Source organism: Blautia sp. ZXY-1-C6 (genome assembly GCF_056339875.1).
Genome location: NZ_JBWJVQ010000186.1, coordinates 1 through 23,279, shown reverse-complemented (window position 1 = coordinate 23,279; position 23,279 = coordinate 1). Strand labels below are relative to the sequence as shown.

At 41.1% G+C, this 23,279-nt stretch carries 18 protein-coding genes, 1 pseudogene and 1 riboswitch; of the genes and pseudogenes, 1 reads left to right on the top strand and 18 read right to left on the bottom strand.

Annotated elements, in window-relative coordinates; translation table 11 throughout:
* Positions 1-70: 70 nt before the first annotated feature.
* Complete coding sequence (locus tag AC075J_RS10475) at positions 71-1,315, bottom strand: ABC transporter substrate-binding protein (RefSeq protein WP_025580678.1); 1,245 nt, start codon at positions 1,313-1,315, stop codon at positions 71-73.
* A 262-nt stretch (positions 1,316-1,577) separates the two neighbouring features.
* On the opposite strand from AC075J_RS10475, the gene AC075J_RS10470 reads away from it, so the two are divergent.
* A complete protein-coding gene (locus tag AC075J_RS10470) occupies positions 1,578-2,477 on the top strand; it encodes a helix-turn-helix domain-containing protein (RefSeq protein ID WP_020993456.1) in 900 nt (299 codons plus the stop codon).
* Between the two features lie 40 nt (positions 2,478-2,517).
* Here AC075J_RS10470 and AC075J_RS10465 read toward each other — a convergent pair whose 3' ends face one another.
* The 17 genes and pseudogenes from AC075J_RS10465 to AC075J_RS10385 form a co-directional block, all read right to left on the bottom strand.
* Entirely contained in the window at positions 2,518-3,786 is a 1,269-nt protein-coding gene (locus tag AC075J_RS10465) for an ABC transporter substrate-binding protein (RefSeq protein ID WP_244995420.1), read from the bottom strand.
* Between the two features lie 193 nt (positions 3,787-3,979).
* A complete protein-coding gene (locus AC075J_RS10460) occupies positions 3,980-5,323 on the bottom strand; it encodes a sensor histidine kinase (protein ID WP_215680207.1) in 1,344 nt (447 codons plus the stop codon).
* Between the two features lie 33 nt (positions 5,324-5,356).
* Positions 5,357-6,025, bottom strand: coding sequence for a response regulator transcription factor (locus AC075J_RS10455; RefSeq protein ID WP_055153383.1), 669 nt, complete (start codon positions 6,023-6,025; stop codon positions 5,357-5,359).
* 296 nt (positions 6,026-6,321) lie between these two features.
* On the bottom strand, positions 6,322-8,091 hold the full coding sequence (locus AC075J_RS10450) for a Na/Pi cotransporter family protein (protein WP_118610095.1): 1,770 nt from the start codon (positions 8,089-8,091) through the stop codon (positions 6,322-6,324).
* Positions 8,092-8,363: 272 nt separating this feature from the next.
* Positions 8,364-8,864 carry a transcription elongation factor GreA gene (greA, locus tag AC075J_RS10445; protein ID WP_008705914.1) on the bottom strand — a complete coding sequence of 167 codons (501 nt, stop codon included), beginning with the start codon at positions 8,862-8,864 and terminating at the stop codon, positions 8,364-8,366.
* A 15-nt stretch (positions 8,865-8,879) separates the two neighbouring features.
* A complete protein-coding gene (locus AC075J_RS10440; RefSeq protein WP_055200976.1) occupies positions 8,880-11,642 on the bottom strand; it encodes a translation factor GTPase family protein in 2,763 nt (920 codons plus the stop codon).
* A 195-nt stretch (positions 11,643-11,837) separates the two neighbouring features.
* A complete protein-coding gene (locus tag AC075J_RS10435; protein WP_022380568.1) occupies positions 11,838-12,770 on the bottom strand; it encodes an RpnC/YadD family protein in 933 nt (310 codons plus the stop codon).
* A 401-nt stretch (positions 12,771-13,171) separates the two neighbouring features.
* Positions 13,172-13,525, bottom strand: coding sequence for a CGGC domain-containing protein (locus AC075J_RS10430; RefSeq protein ID WP_055060404.1), 354 nt, complete (start codon positions 13,523-13,525; stop codon positions 13,172-13,174).
* A gap of 67 nt (positions 13,526-13,592) precedes the next feature.
* Entirely contained in the window at positions 13,593-14,348 is a 756-nt protein-coding gene (locus AC075J_RS10425) for an ABC transporter ATP-binding protein (protein ID WP_022379819.1), read from the bottom strand.
* Positions 14,348-15,433, bottom strand: coding sequence for a FecCD family ABC transporter permease (locus AC075J_RS10420; RefSeq protein WP_008705922.1), 1,086 nt, complete (start codon positions 15,431-15,433; stop codon positions 14,348-14,350). The genes AC075J_RS10425 and AC075J_RS10420 overlap by 1 nt, the downstream gene beginning before the upstream one ends.
* A 14-nt stretch (positions 15,434-15,447) precedes the next feature.
* The gene (locus tag AC075J_RS10415; RefSeq protein ID WP_020993459.1) at positions 15,448-16,572 is read right to left on the bottom strand and encodes an ABC transporter substrate-binding protein; all 1,125 of its coding nucleotides are present in this window, start codon (positions 16,570-16,572) and stop codon (positions 15,448-15,450) included.
* Between the two features lie 115 nt (positions 16,573-16,687).
* Positions 16,688-16,967, bottom strand: a riboswitch (cobalamin riboswitch).
* Positions 16,968-17,042: 75 nt separating this feature from the next.
* Complete coding sequence (locus AC075J_RS10410) at positions 17,043-17,693, bottom strand: ABC-2 transporter permease (protein ID WP_022379820.1); 651 nt, start codon at positions 17,691-17,693, stop codon at positions 17,043-17,045.
* The gene (locus tag AC075J_RS10405; RefSeq protein ID WP_022379821.1) at positions 17,690-18,535 is read right to left on the bottom strand and encodes an ABC transporter ATP-binding protein; all 846 of its coding nucleotides are present in this window, start codon (positions 18,533-18,535) and stop codon (positions 17,690-17,692) included. The genes AC075J_RS10410 and AC075J_RS10405 overlap by 4 nt, the downstream gene beginning before the upstream one ends.
* A gap of 3 nt (positions 18,536-18,538) precedes the next feature.
* Positions 18,539-18,910, bottom strand: a complete 372-nt coding sequence (locus tag AC075J_RS10400; RefSeq protein WP_022379822.1) for a GntR family transcriptional regulator — start codon at positions 18,908-18,910, stop codon at positions 18,539-18,541.
* A gap of 174 nt (positions 18,911-19,084) precedes the next feature.
* Positions 19,085-20,911: a sensor histidine kinase gene (locus AC075J_RS10395; protein WP_022379823.1), complete on the bottom strand. Its 1,827-nt coding sequence runs from the start codon at positions 20,909-20,911 to the stop codon at positions 19,085-19,087.
* Complete coding sequence (locus AC075J_RS10390) at positions 20,911-22,464, bottom strand: response regulator transcription factor (RefSeq protein WP_476390305.1); 1,554 nt, start codon at positions 22,462-22,464, stop codon at positions 20,911-20,913. Before AC075J_RS10390 ends, AC075J_RS10395 begins: the two co-directional genes overlap by 1 nt.
* Before the next feature lie 86 nt (positions 22,465-22,550).
* A pseudogene (locus AC075J_RS10385) lies at positions 22,551-23,279 on the bottom strand (hypothetical protein); the annotation flags it as partial.

Below are 23,279 nucleotides of genomic sequence, written 5' to 3'. Positions count from 1 at the left end.
AACCTGGATATTCAAAAAGACAGATGGCGGCAGCGTAGATACGATGCCACCATCTCTATAAATTCTTTATTTATTTCGCTGCGTCCTGCATAGTGGAAACAAATTCATCTGCTGTAATGGAACCTGCCATTAATTTGATAAAGTTTTCTTTGATAACCGGAGTCATATCTACGTTGGATTCTACACCGCATGCCCATGTGAAACGGTTTGTGCTCTGCTCAATAACAGGTTTTGCACACTCAACCATTGCCGGCCATTCTGTGTTTGTTGTATCAGCCGGGATACCTACAGTTTCATCTGCAAGTTTCTGGTCGTATTCACCTTTTGTAAGGAATGTGATCAGATCAAATGCTTCTTTTGCAAGTTTTGTATCTTTGTTAATACCAAATACCTGTGCACCAAAGTTGTTTGTTTCGATTCCGTTTGCTCCGTCTGTAAGTGCCGGATATGCGAAGCATCCCCAGTGGAAGTCAGGACCTGCCATCTCTTTTACTTCGTTTGGTAACCAGGAGCCATTCAGATACATTGCAGCTGTTCCAAGTGCAAGCTCTGTGTTCTGACCTGCAGGCCATACGTTGGAACCAACCATCTCTGAATAATATCCGTTAGATGCAAGTTCTTCGATATCCTGTGCCATCTGAAGAACTGCAGGATCATCCCATTCACCTTCAGTTACGATCTCTTTTACTTTATCTTCGCCAACCAGTCTTGCAAGATGATATCCGATCACACATGTTGCATAGGCATCATCCATAGTCATTGGTGTGATTCCTGCATCTTTTAATTTCTGGCATACATCTTTGAATTCATCCCATGTCTTCGGTTCTTCTGTGATTCCTGCCTGCTCAAACAGATCTTTGTTATAGAAGAAAGCAAATACGTTTGGCTGATATGGAATTGTTTTTAATGTGCCGCCGCCGGCATCACGGCATGCTGCCATCAGACCTGCGTTTGCAGTTGCTTCATAGTCATTCTCTTTCGCAAGGTCTTCCAGATCCAGAAGATATTTACCGTACATTCCGTTTACACGGTCGATATCTTCGTCAAAAATATCAATCTGTGTGCCGCCGTCCAGTGCAGGCTGAAGTGCTTCACGGTTTCCGGTACGTCCCTTAAACTGAAGGTCTACCTTAACTCCTGTCTGTTCTGTATAAGCGTCAACTGCTTCCTGAATCACCTGTCCCTGTGGCTCTGTAGCTTCCCACATTGACCAGTAAACTAATGTGTCATCTGCTGCCTGAACAGTGAAAGCCGGTGCTGCAAGTGAACCAACCATAACCGCACATAATGTTGCACTAAGCATCTTTTTCTTCATACCCATAACCTTTTTCCTCCTTTGTCGGTTTTGACATTTTGTCTTCTTCTTTTTTCTCTCTTTTCGTTCTTTTGTTGAATTTCAACAATTATTTCTTTTGGTAGTTCTTATTTTATCATTTTTGCACAAATAGTATTTGCACAAACGTCCATTTCTTTTGTACAAAAATTCATTTTCAACTGGTTTTTCATCTGTTTTTGTTGTATACTTATACACAACAACCATATTGCAGTTTTCGGACAGGCTGAGGGAGGTGGCAGTAATGGCTTTTGAGAGTATGTATCTGGAAGAAGATATTCATATTGACCGGATTTATACAATCCACTATTTTGAATACAAAAGTGATTTTCACTTTGCAGGAGAACGCCATAATTTCTGGGAATTTCAATGTGTAGATAAGGGAAAGGCAGAAATAGAGACAGATAACGGTATCTACCATCTGACAAGCGGACAGCTCATCTTTCACAGACCAAATGAATTTCATAACCTTATTGCCATAGGAAATACCGCACCTAATATTGTGGTAGTTTCTTTTGAATGCGATTCTCCATGTATGAAATTCTTTGAGAAAAAATTGCTGAAACTTTCTGATTCTGAGAGAAATCTCATGGGAATGCTGATTGCCGAGGCACGCCGCTGTATCAAAACCCCTCTGGATGATCCTTATACAGAAAAGATGGAAAAGAAAGAAGATTTTTTGTTTGGTTCTCAGCAGCTTATCCGTATTTACCTTGAGCAGATGCTGATCTACATGATCCGGAGAAATTCTTCTCCTCCCATGACTGTACCTGTCAGCCAATTTGTGAATCTGAAAAATAATTCCGCTGTCTATAAGCGTGTCATTGCTTATATGGAAGACCACATCCGGGAAAATATTACACTCTGCGATCTGTGCCATGACAATATGATCGGACGCTCCCAGCTTCAGAAAATATTTCAGGAACAGCATCAGTGCGGCGCTATGGATTTCTTTTCCCGGTTAAAGATCGCCTATGCCAGACAGCTGATCCGCGAGAATCAGATGAACTTCACACAGATTTCGGAATTTCTGGGATACTCTTCCATCCATTACTTTTCCAGACAGTTTAAAAAAATTTCCGGAATGACACCCACAGAATATATCACATCAATAAAGGCGCTCTCAGAACGAGAGCGCCAGTAATACCAGACCAATATTTTCATAATGTTGAACAGCCTTTTTCTTATTTCATATTGCTGAGATTCTCTATAAATTCATTCGATGTTTCTTCTAATCTTGTAAGCTTCAGAAGTTCGCTTTGTATCTGTTCTTTATAATCCGGATCTGCCTCCAGACCTGCAGCCCACATGTACGGCTTTGACATCTCTTTCATATACGGTACTGCATCTGCCAGCACTTCCGGCCATTGTGTATTGTCCGTATCTGCCGGGATGGAATTAACCGCATCTGTCATTTTCATATCTGTTTCCCCGGTACAGATGGAATATGCAAAGTCAAAAGCTTCCTGCTTCATCTGCGAATCCTTTGTGACTCCAAATCCCTGTGCTCCCACCATAACACCTTCTGTGCCGTCTGTTCCGGCCTTTACTGCAGGCCATGGAAAAAATCCCCAGGAATCATCAGATTCTGTAGCTTCTGTCACTTCATTCGGAACCCAGGAGCCTTGCAACACCATGACTGCCTCGCCATCTCCCACTTCATCCTGACCTTCCGGATGCTGTGCCGGTGCACTCTGACTCATATATCCCGCAAAAAACAAAATTCTGATATCATCTGCCGCCTCTTTTGCCTGTGGAATCTGTGACCAGGTACAGTTACGGATCAGCTGCTGCACTTTCTCCTGTCCAAGATATCTGGCAAGCTGATATCCATACAGAAGATTCACATACTCTTCATCGCAGGTCATGGCACTAAGGCCACTGTCACTGTTTTTAATCTTACGGCATACTCTGATCAGTTTCTCCCAGGTATCCGGGATATCCTGTTCTGTAAGTCCAGCCTCTTCCCATAAATCCTTATTATACCAGACGCCTGTGATATAAGGCTGATACGGCATTGCAAGCAGTTCTCCATTTCCCCAGTTCTTCACCTGCTCCAACAGTACCGGCATAATATGCTTCTCATAATCCACAGTATCTGCCATTCCTTTTAATTCTGCCAGATAATCCCTGTGTTCCTGAGCCATCCTCTGATAATCATCATCAAAAAGATCAATCTGTTCTCCGGCATCCAGGGCAGGTTCTATCAGAGACCGGATTCCTCTGCCCTTCCACTGAATCTCTACAGAAATACCTGTTGCTTCTTCATAAGCTTCTGCTGCTTCTCTGATCACATCTGCCTGTGGTTCATCTTCTTCCCACATGGACCAGTATACAATACTCTGTTCCGGAATTTCTGTGATTTCATCTGATGCTGATACAGTAACCGCTCCTGTTGCGAACAGCATTGACAAACAGCTCATACCCGCTGCAATGCTTCTCCATTTTTCCATACTGAAAATACCCTCCATTGTACCTGCTTTTACATGGATAACTGTCTGATTTTATTTTCTCCAATAATCACTTGTCTGTCAATCCCCAAAATTTATACATTTCTAACAACCATGTCGGATACTGTCCACTCTCTTTTCAACACCAGACAAAATCATCCGCTTCACTACACCGAATAACTGCTTCACAGGAGCTTTACTTAGTCTGATCAAACAGGATTTCCATCTTCGTTCCCTTACCCGGCTCACTGTCCAGAAGAATCTTTGCATGATGCAAAACTGCGCCATGTTTTACAATAGAAAGCCCCAGGCCTGTACCTCCGGTTTCACGTGAATGGCTCTTGTCCACTCTGTAAAAACGCTCGAAGATTCTCTGCTGTTCGCTCTCCGGAATTCCTATTCCGTTATCTTCCACACGAAAGTACGGTTTCCCATTGAGTTTTCCCACAAAAATCTTTACATCTCCACCATCCGGGGTATAGCGGATAGCATTATCTGTAATATTGTAGAACATTTCATATAATACATGGCGTACTCCCTGCATCTGTGCAGGTCCGCCTGTATATTCCAGATTAATCTTTTTCTTTGCTGCCCTGTTCTGCAGATTGTTGATCACATCTTCCCCAAGCTCTCCGATGTCAACCTGTTCAAACATAGTTTCTCCGTTCTTCTCATCCAGTCTGGAAAGCTGAATGATATCTGCAACCAGATTTGATAAACGCTCGGACTCATGAAAAATCCTGCCGGAAAAATCCTGCATCTTGTCCGGCGGTACCATTCCATTCATCATAAGCTCCGCATATCCGGAGATTGACATAAGAGGAGTTTTCAATTCATGGGAAACATTTGCCGTAAACTCTTTTCTTGCACTCTCTGCATTCTTAAGATCTTCCAGCTGTTTCTGAATCTGTCTGTTCTGCTGATCCAGACGAAAAAGTAATGGCCTTAATTCTTCGTAGCATACATGCTCCAGAGGATGTTCCAGATCAATCCGGTTGATAGGCTCTATCAGCTTTCTGGTCTGTTTCTGCACAAGAAAAAGTTCAATTACAAGGATCACGCATACCAGTCCGCCAAGCAGAAGAAAACTGGTTAACATTGTTACCAGAAGACTGTCTGTAGTCCTGGCTACTCGCAGAACCTGATCATCCTTTAATTTTACAGCATAGTAAAACGTCTGTTTTGATAAGGTGTCTGAATAGCGGACCATCTCACCGGATCCCTGCTTCTCAGCTTCAATAAATTCCGGTCTGTTACTGTGATTTTCCATTTCTTCCGGATTCTCAATACTGTCAAACAACACCTGACCATCTTTTCCCAGAAGAGTGATCCTGCTGCTGGTGGCGTCTCCGACCCTGTCTGAGAGAAAAACGTCTCCGTCTTCTTCCAGACCTGTTTTAATATATGCGGCTTCATCTCTGACACCCTGTTTCATATAAATATCATATCTGTTATACATGACAGTTCCTGCTGCCAGGAATGTAAGTATTACGGATAAAATAATAAGTAAACTGGTGTGACTGAATATTTTATGCTTCATTTTTCCACTCCTGTTTTTCGTCTGTTTTATCTGTTATGCACCGATCCTGTATCCCACACCCCGGATCGTTTCGATCAGATTTCCTGCCTCGCCAAGTTTCTGGCGCAGGGTTCTCACATGGACATCCACAGTTCTGGTTTCACCGTCAAAATCATATCCCCATACATGACAAAGAATCTGATTTCTTGTCATAACAAGTCCTTTATTTTCCAGCAGATACTGAAGAAGTTCAAATTCTTTTCGGGTAAGATCGATCTTTTCTTCCCGGTAACGCACCTCATGACGTCCTACATTCAGATAAAGCTCGTCGTAATGCAGTTCCCTGTCTTCATTCTGACGGGTACTTCGTCTGAGAACTGCTTTTACTCTGGCAACAAATTCCATCATACCGAAAGGCTTGGTAATGTAATCATCGGCTCCGCCTTCCAAACCTTTTACTTTGTCAAATTCCGCTTCTTTTGCAGTAACCATAATCACCGGCACATCCTTTACAGACGGCATACTTTTCAGCTGTTCCAGAATGGTATAGCCATCATCTCCCGGAAGCATGATATCCAGCAGGATCAGCTCCGGTATCTCTTCTTTCAGCGCTTTCATCAGTTCATTGCCATTACCAAACCCCCTGGCTTTAAATCCTGTTGTTTCCAGTGTATAAATAAGAAGCTCCCTGATATTCCGCTCATCTTCTACACAATAGATCATTCTGCTTTGCCTCCCCTTTATTTATCACCTGCTTTGTCGTCACAAGTGTATTTCTTTTTTCAGTATACTTATTTTTTTATCCCTGTACAAGTAGATATCCGGCATCTGCTTCATTTCTTTAAAGCAAAAATCCGGCCATTTTCTCTGAAATATCTCTCAGATACTTCAGAGTGCCCGGATTTCCTGATCATGCAAATAACATCATCCGTTACTGTTCACTTCGTTCTCAGTAACGTTGCCAAAATTCATTCCAAATTGCCTGCGGCAATGGAATTTTGTCATCTACCTGTTTATTTTTATGAAAGCTGATATTTGATTCGTGCGTCTTCCAGTTCATGATAAAATGTTTCGTCCGGATGGCTCTTGACGATATTCAGATGACTGTGAGTATCATACAGATCTTCATTCACCTGCGTCACACAGACTCCAATATTGGAACAATGGTCTGCCACACGTTCCAGACAGGTTGTAATGTCCGAAAGGATAAATCCCATCTCTATTGTACATTCACCGTTTCTCAGTCTCTGTACATGACGACGTTTTACTTCTTTGGAAAGTTCATCAATCACTTCTTCCAGTGGTTCAATTTTCTCCGCAAGCTTCATATCCTGTTTGTCAAAAACTTCATATGCCGTATTTACGATATCTTCTACTGCCTGTCCCAGCACTTCCAGATCTTTCTTTGCATTTTCGGAAAATTTCAGTCCTTTTTCATAAAGCTCCTGTGCTGATTCCATAATATTTACAGCATGGTCGGAAATACGTTCAAAATCCCCGATACAGTGAAGCATAATGGAAAGGCTATGACTGTCTGCTTCTGAGATATCTTTGTGGCTCAGCTTCACCAGATAAGTTCCCAGTTCGTCTTCATAGCGGTCAACCTTGGATTCCATGTTTTCCACACGTTCTACGCCTTCTTCACTGTATTTATCCACCAGACTCAGTGCTGTAAACAGTGCATTGTGGGATTCTTCTGCCATTTTTCTGGCTGCATTGCGGCTCTGCTCTACTGCAAATGCCGGTTTCTCCAAGAAACGTGGTTCCAGGATCATAAATTCTCTGTCCTCTGCCGAAACAACAACGTCCTCTTTTTTGTCCCGGATCGTAAGACAGGCAAGTTTCTCCAATCCCTTTGCAAAAGGAAGAAGAATAATCGTTGCAGTAACATTAAATACACTGTGGATAACAGCAATTCCTGCCGGTGTTGCTGCCTGATGGAAGAAAGAAAATCCAACAACTGCATTTATAAGATAGAAAACAGTCATAAAGATAACTGTACCGATCAGGTTGAAATACAGATGTACTGCTGCTGCACGTTTTGCATTCTTCTTGGCTCCGATCGCAGAAAGGATCGCAGTAATACAGGTTCCGATGTTCTGTCCCATAATGATCGGGATTGCTGCACTGAACGGTACTGCACCTGTAAGACACAGGGCCTGCAGAATACCTACGGATGCAGAAGAGGACTGGATCACTGCAGTAAGAAGGGCACCTGCTACAACGCCTAACAACGGATTTGAGAATTTAAGTAACAGGTTTGTAAATTCCGGCACTTCTGCAAGTGGTTTTACAGCAGAACTCATCATATCCATACCGTACATCAGGATTGCAAAACCAATAAAAATTGTTCCGATATCTTTTTTCTTTGAATCATTGATAAACAGAATGAAGATCACACCAATGATCGCAAGCACAGGGGAAAATGATGTTGGTTTAAACATCTGAATAATAAAATTATCACTCTGTATTCCTGTCAGGCTTAAGATCCAGGAGGTGATCGTAGTACCGATATTGGCACCCATGATCACTCCTACTGCCTGTGATAATTTCATGATCCCTGAATTTACAAAACCTACTACCATAACAGTCGTAGCTGAAGATGACTGGATCACTGCTGTTACTCCTGCTCCCAAAAGCACTGCTTTTATCGGATTTGAAGTAAGATTTTCAAGAATCTTCTCCAGCTTTCCGCCGGAAACCTTCGCAAGACCATCTCCCATTGCATTCATACCATACAAAAATAATGCAAGGCCTCCGATCAATGTTAATATACTGAATAAATCCATGATTATTCTCCTTTTCCCTTTTCATAAGTATACGGTTATTTAACTTGTTTCCCATCATAACCATGCTTTGTAAAATCATCCCCATGAGAATGTTAAATCCATGTAAAATTTCCAGTCATCATATTCATTCTGTGTAAGGTTCCCATAAATCCATCCGTATTTTTGATATAAAAATAAAAAGAACCATTGCAGGAGATATGACACTAACCGGTGTTCATCTCTTACAATAGTTCTTTTATCAATCCGGATCCTGTATTTCGACAGTATTATTATCAGAATCCGCGGATTTCTTCATCCTCGGAACCAGTCTTATCAATAGAACGGATTTCCAGGAAATAACTGTAGTTATCATTTACCTTTACTTCCACTCTGTCTCCAACCTTGTGACCTTTCAGAGCCATACCAATGGGAGATTCAATGCTGATGCGGTTTTCCATGGAGTTTCCTCTTATGGAAGTAACCAGTTTGTATTTCTCAATCTCATCGTCTTCCTCGAAATATACCTCTACAATATCATCCATTCCAACTTCATCGTCTTTGGAATCATCAGAAACAATGGTTGCTGTTTTCAGCATATTCTCAAGGTAGCGGATGCGGCTTTCATTCTGGTTTTTGTGCTTCTTTGCCGCATAATACTCAAAGTTCTCACTCAGATCCCCCTGGGCTCTTGCTTCTTTTACAGCTTCGATTGCCTCTTTTCGTACAACCAGCTTGCGATGGTCAATCTCCTGCTGGATTTTCTCAACATCCTTCTGTGTAAGCTTTTCTTTCATGACTACATCTCCCTTTTACTGTTTTCCAAGTCGTTTCTCTTTCATATATTGTGCCATTTCATCAGAAATATTGTCGATCAGATAATTTTTACTGCTCTGACGTTTCTCATGCCATTGCTGGCGGATCTGATTTTCTGTAGCTTTTATTTCGTCCCGAAGACCTCTGGCTGACATACGGTGGGCACCCTGTCCCATGATGATGATCTGCTCCAGTCCATCGGATGTTGCTACCGTTACCTGATTTTCCCGGCCAATCTTATGGACCGTTTTCTCAATGTACTGATCCGCTGTCTCAGCTTCTTTGGTGTAGACTACATGAATGTTATGATAGGTGATCACTTCCTCTGCATGGCCCTCTATCTTGTAAGCATCAAATACAAGAATTAACGTACATTTCTTAAAGCCCTGATAGTTGCTCAGAATATCCATCAATTTTGTCTGTGCTGCATGGAGGTTTGCATCTGCCAGCTCTTTTAAATCTTCCCAGGCATAGATGATGTTATAGCCATCTACAAGGAGATATTCTTTTTCTTTCTTCTTAGCAGAAAAACTGTTGCGGTAATAGCTGCCGCTGTCAGATTTTGCAGAAAATGTTCTCTTAAACTGTGGTTCTTTGTAACGCTTGACCGGTCCGAATGTGCGCTCGAAAATGGCTTTCAGCTCTTCTTCATCCTCATAGCTTCCTACGCCGGCATTCCTGGGTGGACGATAACCTGAATCTGTCTGATTGTTACTGTTCCTGTTTCCTGCTATACTTTCTTCACTATCCGGTATGGCATTCCCCAGTTCAGACTCGTCAATCCCTTCTAAGTGCATATAATCCTCTACTTCATACCATGGCACCACAAATCCGGCTCCATGAGCACAGAATACAGAACCTGTGGGATTGTCCAGATCACGTTCGGAATCATATCCAAACTCCTCTACAATCTCATCCTGATTCTGACATGGGGCATATCCTTTCAGCGAACAGAATAATCTGCCACGTCCCTTTGTATAGGAAGTTACCTGTGTCTGATAATCTCGCATCATTGATACAGGTGCACTCCCCTTCAACACCATCATGTCATCCTCATCTGCTTCCGGCTGCTGGAAGGTTCCATTCATTTTCTGAATGTCAGTCATGGCACGCCCGATCATATCTCCCGGAATCTCAAGTCTGAACTCATAATATGGCTCAAGCAGAACGCTTTTTGCTTTCTTTAATCCCTGACGCACAGCCCGGTACGTTGCCTGCCGGAAATCGCCGCCCTCTGTGTGTTTCAGATGGGCTCGCCCTGTGATCAGCGTAATCTGCATATCCGTAATCGGAGAACCGGTCAGTACTCCCGGGTGCTCCCTTTCTTCCAGATGAGTCAGGATCAGTCGCTGCCAGTTACGGTCCAACACATCCTCACTGCATGCAGTAAAAAACTGCAGTCCGCTTCCCGGCTCTCCCGGTTCCAGAAGCAAGTGTACTTCTGCATAATGACGCAGCGGCTCAAAATGACCTACACCTTCTACCGGCTCTGCGATTGTTTCTTTATATACGATATTTCCTGTGCCAAACTCTACTGCCACATGAAAACGCTCCCAGATCAGATGCTTTAATATCTCAATCTGAACCTCACCCATCAGCATGGCATGGATTTCTCCAAGCTGTTCATTCCATACAATGTGAAGCTCCGGTTCCTCCTCTTCCAGCTCTTTGAGTTTCTTAAGCATCTGGTGAACATCACAGTCCTCGGGAAGCAGAATCCTGTAATTTAATACAGGTTCCAGAACCGGCATCTCGGATTCCCGTTCAATCCCAAAACCCTGTCCCGGATGTGTCCGGGAAAGACCGGTTACTGCACAGATGGTTCCTGCAGGAGCCTCCTTTGCAAGCTCAAATTTCACACCGGAATAGATACGGATCTGATCCGCTTTCTCTGTATCTGTGAGAAGTTCCTTTACCTTCAGGTTTCCTCCGGTGATTTTCATATAGCTTAAACGGTTGCCCTGATCGTCTCTGGCAATCTTGAATACTTTTGCACCAAACTCTGAAAGATATACCGGTGTCTCACAGTATTTTTCCAGCCCATGGAGAAATTCTTCTACACCTGTCATTTTCAGCGCAGAGCCGAAGAAACATGGGAAAAGTTTTCGCTCTTTGATTACTTTTCGGATATCTGATGTTGATATTTCCTCTGTTTCCAGGTATTTTTCAAGCAGTTCCTCATCGCAGACGGAAATATCTTCCAGAAACTGAGACTGCAGATCTGATATTTCATCTTCTGCTTTTTCTGCTGTTTCGTCAGTACTATTTTCCATTCCACTTGTGTTTTCCCAGGTGAAATCAACGCAATTATCACTTAATCGCTTCTTTAATTCTGCCAGAAGTTTCTCTTTATCTGTTCCGTCCTGATCCATTTTATTGATAAACAGGAACGTCGGGATCTGGTATCTTGCCAGAAGTCTCCATAAGGTCATGGTATGTCCCTGCACACCATCCGCTCCATTGATTACAAGGATGGCATAATCCAGAACCTGCAGTGTCCTCTCCATTTCCGCTGAGAAATCCACATGCCCCGGCGTATCCAGCAAAGTTATCCCCCTGTTTCCCAATTCAAACTCCGCCTGCTTGGAAAAAATCGTGATTCCACGCTCCCTCTCCAGGTTATAAGTGTCCAAATAAGCATCCTTATGATCCACACGCCCCAGCTTACGGATTTTTCCCGTTAAATATAAAATCCCCTCCGACAACGTAGTCTTACCTGCATCTACGTGGGCAAGGATACCAATAACAAGTTTCTCCATAGTATATTTAAAAACTCCTTTTTCTTTATAAAATCAGTAGTTATTCTTTTATCGCTTCATCTGTTAAAATCCTTTATCAATTAATTATTTTAACATACTGATATAGATAAATCCAATAGGGTTGTGTTTTTATGTGTTCATTTAGTCCAAAAGAGCCCACATTTACAGTTAATGTGGACTCCGCTTCCATTATTTTTAATATGTGGTTTTCATATTCTTTTTTTCATTCAGCCACTTATGTACAGTCTTTTCTTCTACTTTTACTCCCTGAGCAATCTGCTGCACAGATAATCCCATTTCAGCCAATGAAATTGCTGTTTCCTTTTTAGTTTTCATTACTCCTTCTGCCATACCAGCTTCATACTCAGCTTTCCTGAGTTTCCTTTTTTCCTCTTCCTCATTGTATTCAAATATACTCATAGCAACTACCTCCGCTCGATTCTTTTGCAGAAATTCTTTGAGAATTCCCTCCTGGATGCTTTCGCTCACTGCACGTTCTACTGCCGTATTCAGTTCCATTTCATTAGAATATCTGCGTACTTTGTCAACATACTGAGCATATTCTCTTAGTGTCCGGCATTCTTCCATTAGTTTTTTATTATGCCCTACATTGATATTTAATGTGATGACCTTTAGTTCAAGATTTGGTTCTCCTGACATATTTTCATACGATTCTGACAGATAATCTACCCACCTATCTTCTTTTTTCTCTGTTCCATTATAAAATACGATAAAATTCGGTGTGGGTATTCTCAGTCTTGTTGAGGTATACAAGGACTTCCAATCCACCATTTTCTGATATTCGCTGGAAATGTAGAATAAGTCTCTCAAAGGCATGTTCGGGTTATACGTAGACTGATGTTCATACAGAAACAGATTCGTATTTATAATAAACGCCAGATCATTCTTCATTCCCATATAGATTGCGTTTTCAAGTGTCACAATCTCTAATTGAGCAACATCTGTATAAGAAGTTTCATTGATTGCATTATACAGCGACAACAGATTCTTTCTGTCTGAAAACAGCATACGGAAGACTGTATCTTTGTACTTACGGTTTGCAGTTGCTGTGTTGCCTTTCAATCGGTTTCTTTTCACAATAATTTTTTTGTTCTTTCTTTTTGCCATTGGCAATACCTCCTGTTTTCCGCAGGAGCCAAAGAACATTTTGTGCTATTCTTATCACTTCTCAGCTCCTGCTTTTCATAATTAACTGGAATTAAAAGCATGGATTTCTGAATTGAGATTAGAATAATCAGACGGCAAAAATGCCTTGAAATATAAGAGAAATATGCTTTATACTTATGTTAGCATTACTTACTCTTATTTTCAAGGCATTTTATATTCTTTTTATTTTATAAATTGTATGGAAGTTACTGTTCACACGCCACTGTCCCGCGAGGTGTTTTGGCATGAATATGTCAAAATCCCGAGACATACAAGCCAAAATTCCATTGCCGCAGGCAATCTGGAATGAATTTTGGCTACGTTACTGTGAACGGAGTGAACAGTAACGTATGGGAACTTTTTTATTCCTTATGTGTCCCTCTGACTACTTTGATTCCACGTTCTTCTATCATATTGCAAATCTGTGTCATCCTTGGACATTCATGCTTTCCATCCGGGAGACGACAGACACCAACGTGGATGGTACTGATTTTTTCACTGACCAGTCTGTCTATCTTTTCCAGGATTCCTTTGTCTTCTATGGGTTCTATCGGGTTGGCGCCTTTGCATCCGTTACAGGTCATCATTGCTGCCAGACAGGTATCTTCCGGATAATCCTGAAAGAAATCAGTTCTGTTCTGAAATGCTGCCAGGCATCCAACTCTGGCGCATACATTATTAGAATGAATACACGTCAAAATTCCTATTTTATTCATCTTTTTTCTCCATATATAGCAGGCCAGAGTCAAAAATTTTCCTGACTCTGGCCTGTCAATACTCATATTATAAAAATAAAATATGCATCTTCCCGCGGCTGTCATTTACCACTTCCGAATCTACCTGGTAAATCCTTTTAATCAGCTCCGAAGTGAGTACTTCCTGTGGAGTTCCATACCCCTCCAGCACACCATCTTTCAATACATAAATCTTGTCACAATATGCCGCCGCAATATTCAGGTCATGGATAGCTGATATTACAGTTACGTTAAGTTTCTTTACCAGTTCCATCAGCATGATCTGATGTGTGATATCCAGATGGTTAGTCGGCTCATCAAGGATCAGTGCAGGTGTCTGCTGTGCAAGTGCTCTTGCCAGAATAACCCTCTGCTGCTCTCCACCTGACAGCGTAGAAAATGTGCGATCCGCAAATGCATCCATCTGTACCGTTTTCAGTGCTTCTTCAACAATCCGGTAATCTTTTGCATTATCCCGTTCCAATGCTTTCTTATGAGGTGCACGTCCCATCAACACGACTTCCCGTACGGTAAAATCAAAGTTGTAGTAATTGTGCTGTGCCACAACTGCCATTTTTCTGGCGGAGCTTTTTACGCTCATGGAATGGAGTTCTTCGCCGTCCAGATAAACGGCACCTGCATCTGGCTTCAGGATACGGTAGATGCATTTTAATAATGTAGATTTTCCGCTTCCGTTTGGTCCGATGATCCCTACCAGTTCCTTATCCTTTGACTCTATGGAAATTCCCTTCAGTATCTGTCTGGCGTGAAATCCGACCTGAATATCTTCTGTAGTGATCTTCATTACTTACTACCTCCAAATCCATAGGATTTCCGCACAAGCAGATAAATAAAGCACGGAGCACCGATAATGGATACCAACACACCGATCGGCATCTCAGAATTCTTCAGGATCACACGACATGCCACATCACACCAGATCAAGAACGATGCACCAAGCAGTGCACTTAATGGCAATAATCTTCTGTGGTCTGTTCCAAAAAGGATTCTGATCACATGAGGGATCACAAGTCCTACAAAGCCGATCACACCTGCACAATATACTGCAAACCCGATCATTACAGAAGCAACGATCAAATAAAAAGTTCTCAGCCTGTGCAAATCAGTTCCCAGTGTGATCGATACATCATCTCCTAACAGCATCAGATTCAAATTACGATATTGCGTCCAGAAAATAATTACACAGATCAATGTAACAGGAAGCATTACACCTACTCTGCTCCAGCTTGCGCCTGCAAGGCTTCCCATCGTCCACTTCATTACTTCTGTTGCTGCATTTTTGTCATTGGTGATATAGATAACAAAATTGGAAAAAGCAGAACATACCGCACTGACGGCCATTCCGGCAAGGATCAGTTTAGCAGAAGTAGCTTTTCCGCCCATGTTTGCAATGGCAATTACTGCAAAAGAAGTGACCATTGCACCAATAAATGCAGGAACACCAACTGAGTTTCCACCGAGAAATCCACCAACTCCAAGCATGATCGCCAGTGTTGCACCAAGGGATGCACCGGATGAAATACCAAGTACATACGGATCTGCCAGTGGGTTCTGGACAATCGCCTGCATAACTACGCCACAGACGGAAAGAGCCATTCCAACTGCCAGAGCCAGCAGGACTCTGGGCAGCCGGATCAGCCACACAACATCGTGAACTGCGCCTTCTGCATAGGCGGACAGGCTTTTGATATGAAACAATTTATATGCAATGACACTGTAAACATCTTTCAGTGACAGATCTGCATTTCCAAAAGTGATTGCTGCAAGAATGGAAAAAATCAAAAATGCCGCAAGCCCGATAAGAACTGCCACATACATGGATGTCCTGAGCACACTGCCTTTTTTTGTCTGTGAAACCTGTTCTTTCACTGTTATGTCCTCAATCAGTCAAGATTCACATCCGGATATAATCCTTTTGCGAAAGTTTCAATACCATCCTGTGTACGTGTTGCACTTGCGTACATTTCACTGAGCATGATCGGATAAACACGACCGTTCTTTACAGCGTCAAGGCTCTGAAGTGCTTCGTCATCCTTGATAACGGCAAGCTGGCTTTCTTTTACAGTTTCCGGATCATCACCTGCATATGGCATGTATACAACAAAAATCACATCAGGGTTTGCTGCAATGATATCTTCTTTTCCTGCTGTAGAAGCATCCGGGTTTGCCAGAGTCGCACCCAGTTGTGTTACCATATCTCCACCAAGGCTCTTTGCACCATAGTTTGTGATATCTTCTCCAAGAGGTTCCAGAACCATTACGCTTGGTTTCTCTTCTACATCTGCTGTTGCTGTAAGAGTTTTATCGATCACTGCCTTTGCATCATCTACGATTGCCTGTGCTTTGTCCTGTACATCAAAAATCTTTCCAAGATTTAAGATGTCTGTAAATTCATTTTCCAGAGTTCTGTCTCCGTCAGGGCGTGTGTTTGTGTTGTAATAAGTGTTGCAGCCTTTATCGATCCAGTCTGTTACATTTCCGAGATTTTTATCAGAAAACAGGGAGCTCCAGGATAAGATCATGTCTGGCTCCAACATCGTTACAGTCTCAAGGGATGGGGTAAATTCATCAAGATAATTTGTTTTTGAAAATGCATCTTTAAGTTCATCCGGAACTTCATTGTCAAGACCTGCAGTAGCTACCAGACGGTCTTCCAGGCCAAGTGCAAGCATGGTTTCAATGCTTCCCTGATATACAGCAAGAACTTTCTCCGGTGCCTTTTCATAGGTTGTTTCGATTTCATTTCCATCATAATCATAGGTTGTGATGGTCAGAGGATATTCTGTCTTTGTACCTTCTGCGTCTGCTGTCTTATCTGCATCTGCTGAATCCTGTGCGTCTGCATCTTCCTGTGTATCAGAGTCTGCATCTGCTGCCGGCTGATTGTCCTCTTTGATTGTCTCAGAGTCTGCTCTCTCTGCTGCAAAAGCTGCCGGAGCTGCGGAAACTGCCATAGCTGCTGCCATCATAATTGCCATGATTCTTGTGGATAAATACCTGTTTTTCATTTGACTTCCTCTCTTTTCGTATATGTTATTTACCTGTTCGTGTAACCGAAAAGATGGGACTTCAGAAAAAGTAAAATAGAAGTGATAAAAATAACGGATACTTTTTACGGAAGCTCCTTCTTTACACTGTCAGGCAGGTTTCCTGACTCACAGATCACAGAAAGTTTCCACAAAATAAAAACTGATACAACATCCATGCTTCAGCAGTTCATGAATGTTGTATCAGAAATATTTCCAGATACTCTCTGGCAGCCGGATTCCGCCTTCTCACATATTTATGCAATGACATATTACAATCCCGCTTTTTTCTGTATACAGTGGCCGCAACCGTTCAGGCATTTCACCTGATTCCCTCTCACATTATCATACACAAAATCTGCATATGATAATGTTCACTTAACAGCTTATTCAATTACGCTGATACAATTTTAGCACACTGCTTTTATAATTACAACTATATTCGAGACACATCAGAATTCTTTCTTCTCCATAAGCCGGACACCAATCCAAAAAGACCCCATATATACAATTACTGTAAATAATACAACTCCGGCCAATACCATTCCCCGGTTCAGTCCATTCAGCCATGCATCGACTGCGTCTGCTGAAAGTCCCATTGTTTTTATCAGAATATAAACTACGGCAAATATAATAGCCCACATGACCATTGCAATATAACGTCCTTTTTCCGCTCCAAAATGTATTACAAGCGGGAGCGATACCGCCAGCATAAGAAGTGCCAGTGGAATGTATATCAGGCTGCCAATGATAGTCTCACTCAGACACCCCTGAAGTTCTGCCACACCTTTGCAGATTACTCCCGTTATCGTTGCAATTCCCCACGCTACAGCCGTAAGCCCTGCTCCCAGCAGATATTTTTCCGCCACATACTGTTTTCTGGTAACCGGCAAGGTCATAAGAAACGCAAGACCATTATCAAACTCATCATAACTTATAGTCGTAATGGCAAAAATTGCTGTGACAATCGTAAAATATCCTGTAGCAAAACTGACGCTCCCGCTTCCTGCCAGATTCAGGATGACTCCCATTACAACAACCAGGATAAAAAACTGTTTCTGCTGTTTCATCAGTTCTATATCCTTTACAAATAATCCCTTCATACCTGTTCCTCCATCATCACTACCAGATCATCAATCTTTCCATTCTCAATTACAACATCCGGATAATTTTCCATATAAAATTGTTTCTGGTTTGTCAGACACCTGTATCCATAAGCTTCTTTCCGGATCTTAATAAGGTATTGCTGATCCAGTTTTTCGTACTCTTCTTCTGAAACTTTAAGAACTGCATAATCTGACAGCAGTACATCTGTATCCTCATGAAGGATAATTTTTCCGGCATGGATCATATAAAAATCGTCACAAAGACTCTCCAGATCTGATGAAATATGCGAACTGATCAGAATAGAACTGCTTTCATTTTCTTCCATATATTCTCTCAGCATGTTCAGCACCTCATCCCTGGCAATCACATCCAGACCAACTGTGGGCTCATCCAGAATCAGCAGTTCTGCCTTATGGCTTAATGCTGCCAGTACTTTAAACTTTGCTTTCATGCCAGTGGAAAATTCTTTGATTTTCTTGTCTGTGGGCAGATTGAATCTTCTGCACTGCTGCAGAAATTCCTCTCTGTCAAAATCCGGATATATGCTTTTCATAATATTGGCCACGCCCGCTGCTGTCAGATACATACTGAAGCCTGAATCTGCAAAAACAACTCCCAGTTTCTGCTTATCCTCCGGCTTAAGCTCTTCTGCCTTTTTCCCAAAGACCTCTATCTCTCCGCCATCCGGATGAATCAGGCCAAGCAAAGCCTTAAATGTGGTGGATTTCCCGGAACCATTTCTTCCAATAAGTCCTGTAATCATCCCAGGCTGTACTTCCATAGAACAGTCCAGCGAAAAACCTCTGTAATTTTTCTGCAAATGACTGATTTTCAACATGTCTTAGTCCTCCATGATCATTTCAAAAAGATTTCTGATTTCCTCATCGTTCAGTCCACATCTTCTGCCCTTCATGATTGCCTGCTCCAGATCATATTCTACTTCTTTGAGCTGTTCTTCCCTCATCAGGTTTTTATTTGTGGCTGCAACGTAGGTTCCTTTTCCATGAACAGTGACGGTAAATCCCTCTTCTTCCAGATTGTCGTAGGCTTTCTTCACAGTCAGGGCACTGATCTTCAGTTCCTTTGACAAACTGCGTACTGAAGGTAATACAGTGTCCGGCTGTAACTCTCCTCTGATAATCGCAGACTTAATCTGGTCTATGATCTGTTCATAAATAGGTACCATGGATGAATTATTGATTATTATATGCATATGTTTCTCCTCCATCTACAAACAGTATATAACAGTGCATAACTGTTGTCAACTGTTTTATACTGTTATACATGATATTTATTTGCTTATAATCAAAAATGGATATTCAACCTTATTTCCGGCAATCTTTCACAATCGCCTTCTCATAAAATTGAATATCCATATAACCTTAATCTAACTCTGTTTTTTCGAATTAACTTTTAGTGGAAGTCTTATGGTTACAACTGTGCCTTCTTCCAGCTGTGAGCTTATGGTAACCCCATATTTCTCTCCATAAATCATACGAATCCTTTTATTTGTATTTCTGACGCCTATACTCTTTCGCTCTTTATTCAGAACCTCTTTCAAATCTTCCTCACAGATTCCACATCCATTATCCTCTACATAAAAAAGAATATCATTTTCTTCTTCCTCTGCTGAAATCCAGATCTTCCCGGAATCCTGATAATTTTTAAATCCATGCACAATGGCATTCTCTACAAACGGCTGCAGAAATAACTTTGGAACTTCCAGACTTCTTAAATACTCCGGTATATCCATACTCACTTCAAATTGATCCTGATATCTTTTCTGCATAATTCCAATATACCGTTTAAGCCAGTCCAGATCCTCCCACAGCGGAACCAGAACATCACCATTCTGGCTGGTATACTGAAGCATTCTCGACAGATCCAAAAGCATTTTGCTGGCATTTTCCTGTTCTCCTTTAAGGCATACCCAGTTAATGATATTCAGCGAATTATAGAGAAAATGGGGATTCATCTGTATATTTAACGACATGATCTCCGTGTCTCGTTTCTGGATCATCATCTCATATTTCTCATGAACCAACATCTGCAGGTTCTGATTCATTTCATTCAGTTTTTTATAAAAAAACGCAAACTCATCCCTGTTGTCATATACAATTCTTGCAGTAAAATTACCCTCTCCTGTTTTCTCTATCATGTGCAGCGGTTTATAAACTTTTTTCCCAATCTTTCTGGAAATAAGAACAGCCGTAGTAACAGATAAAATAATTTCTATAGTTACCAGAATCAATATTGCCCTGGTAAGATCTGTAGCAATATTCTTGCTGAAAACATTAACTGGAATCATGGCAAGTGTATACCATCCCGTCACCATACTTTTGGAATAGGTTACGATATATTCCTGATTATTTGCACCGTAGTATTTTACAGTTCCTTTATTCTCCGTAATTCCCATATCAGCTGCAGTTACATTTCGAAACAGCTTTGATTCATTCTCACCGTAAGGACCAACAACACTGCCATCTTCACTCATGATATAATAAAGAATCTGAGAATTTGCCTTTGTATACTTTTTCAGCATATTATTCAGATTATCCTCTGTAAAATTAACCACCAGATACATTTGATCAGTCTTATTTTCCAGATGTTCAATATGTCCTGATTCTACTCTGCTTAACTGCAGCTTTCTGACAGCCGTAAATACATGCTCATATTCCAGAAAATCTCTCGGCATATCTTCAATTGAAAACATGTCCATATAATTATATGCCGGAATCCACACAAGTTTTCCATTTGCCTCATCTGCTGCTTTCTGTATTTTAGAACCCATAAAGCTATAATTTGGATAATAGTTCTTTTCCTTTTCGCCAAACTGATAATACGGAGTCACAATATGCGTAGAATAAACCGTGTTATTCCACGGCAGATAGTCCAACAAAATTTTTGAAATTTCCTGACTGGCACTTTCAAGCTGCATACTGTCAGACGTATCCAGATTCTGAAATATTTTATAAATTCTCGTATCTACATTTATTTTTAATGAAAATTCCTCAATATAATCCAACTTTTCATCCAGAATATCACTGACATTCTCAGCATTTTGCCACATTTGTTTTTCTGACTGCCTGATCAGTTCCTGTTTTGACAAATGGAAGATAAATAAACCCAAAAGCACAACAGGAATAATGGAAATACAAATAAATGAACTAATCAGCAGAGTTTTAAATTTTGTATATTTTAATTTTTCCATCATCACCCAACTCTTTTGCGAAATTCTTCAGGTGTCATATTATGACGTTTCTTAAATGCCCTGTTAAAATAATTGGGATCCTTATACCCTACTTCCAATGCAATCTTCCTTACCTTATCAGAAGATGTTTTCAAAAGATTCTCTGCTTTCTCCATACGAATATCTGACAGGTATTCAGAAAAGGAAATTCCGAATCTCTGCTTAAATAAAGTACTGAAATACGAAGCATTAAAATGATACAATGCAGCAATCTGCTCCAGGCTGATCTCGTCCTGGTAATGTTCCTCTATATACCGCCTGCTTTCATCCAAAGGATTTGTCTCCTGTGAATCTGCTATTTCCCGGAAAGCGATTATATTTTTTATTAATTCCGCTGACCTTTTTTTCAATTCAGAATACCACTTACTTTCGATCAGACGATTATCCAATGCATTTAATTCTGACAAGTGTTCAGCTTTCAGATAGGGCTCCATATAACGTAAGATTCTGAAAAAAAAGAATACGATTTTTCTTTTAAAAATATCCGGCTGAACACTTTTATGCTCTGACAGAACCTCTGTTATTTTTTCAAAAATTGCTTCGCTTTTTTCCAGATTTCCTTCTTTTATAGAATTCAGAATTGCTTCACTGCCTACAGAATCCTCCTGCTTTTCATCAGACAGATATTTCTCTGCCTGCAAATATCTTTCTTCTTCATAAAAAGAATACTTCATCGCGGCCATAGCCTCTTCATATGCCTTGTTTCCGCAGCTTTCCATATCCGAATACAGAGAGCTGACTGCAAAATAAATTCTGTTTTTCTCAAGTACCAGGATATTTTGAATAAACTCCTCTATCTGAGTGATCTGTTCCTGTTCAATTCTTGATCCTGACAAGGCCAACACAGCCAGCAGATTTTCTGTTCCGTTGACCTGAAATGTAATTGACGATGTATCTATCAGATGTTTTTTTATAAAATACCCTATCTCCCGTTTCATCTCTTCATTAAGAATCAGATGCTGCTTATTGATCCGGATCAACATCAGATAGCCTTCCTGTCTCAGAGGAAACATCTCACTTAAGGGCTCCCATACCTTACGTCGTGTATGGTGGATATACTGATTCAGAAGCCACTCCATATATCCATATGCAGATTCCTTCAATCGTCGTTCCATCTGATCTACTTTTTGTTTTTGAACCTGATCCTGATTTTTTGATTTCTTTATTTTCTTAATGGCACGCTTTAACTCTTCTGCATCTACAGGCTTTAGCAGATAATCACTTGCATGAAACTGTAACGCCTCTCTTGCATAGGAAAAATCTGCATATCCGCTTACAATCACAAATGCAGTTTCTGGATAATCTGTTTTTACTTTTTTTTGCAGCTGTAAGCCGTCCATTTCTGCCATACGTATATCGCTGATCACAATCTCACAGGAAATATTATTCATGATCTCCATTGCCTCCTGACCATTTGATGCTTCCCACAGCATATCGTCCGGGCATATTTTTTCAAGAAGCATAATAAGTCCTTCTCTGTGAATTCGCTCATCATCTACTACTAATATATTGTACATTTTATCTCCTGTTCTGTCTGATATATACGTTTTGATTATAGCACAACAGGTGTGCATGAACAATTGCACACCTGTCTTTACAAATTCTATTTTTTTGTTCCGTGATACATCTTATCCAATGCATCGGCATAGTCTTCCTTGGAAAGAATCAGTACCGGTATTTCTGAAACCTTACACTGTTTTCCATCCGTCTCAAGACTTGCACTGATCACTCCTGCTGCCTGTGTTTTCTGTCCCTCCACATACAGGGTTACCTGTTTCATTTTATGCTGTGTATCCTGAGGGAAAGGATGCTCTGACAGCATCACGCTCTTCTCGCCTCCTGCCAGTTCATCTGGCAAACTGATGTAAAAACCAGCTACCTTATGGGTATTCTGTGGTACTTCTCCCACCATGCATACTGCCTTATTGTCTGAAAATACAGGTTGATAATCCCAGTGATAGAATTGTTTATACTGTACTTTCCATCCATCAGGAACTTCTATCTTCACTTCTGCATTTTTCCATTCTGTGTCTGTTGACTGGCTGATCAGATAACGGAATAAAAAGATTCCACAGTCTGAATTATAAAGTTTAGGCATGATAATTCCATATGGACTAAACAAAATTCCATCCTCTGTCATTGTGCTGCACTCAGCTCCTGCAATATCCGTTTCCTGCACAGCCATTGTCTCTGTAACAAACTCTTTCTCAACAAGAGCTCCTGCCAATACTAATTCCTCTACTTTTCTACATTCTCCCTGTGCACCTGCACCGTACTTACGTACTTCAAAAATAACCTTTATTGCTTCCTCATTATAGTTTTTAATATTATA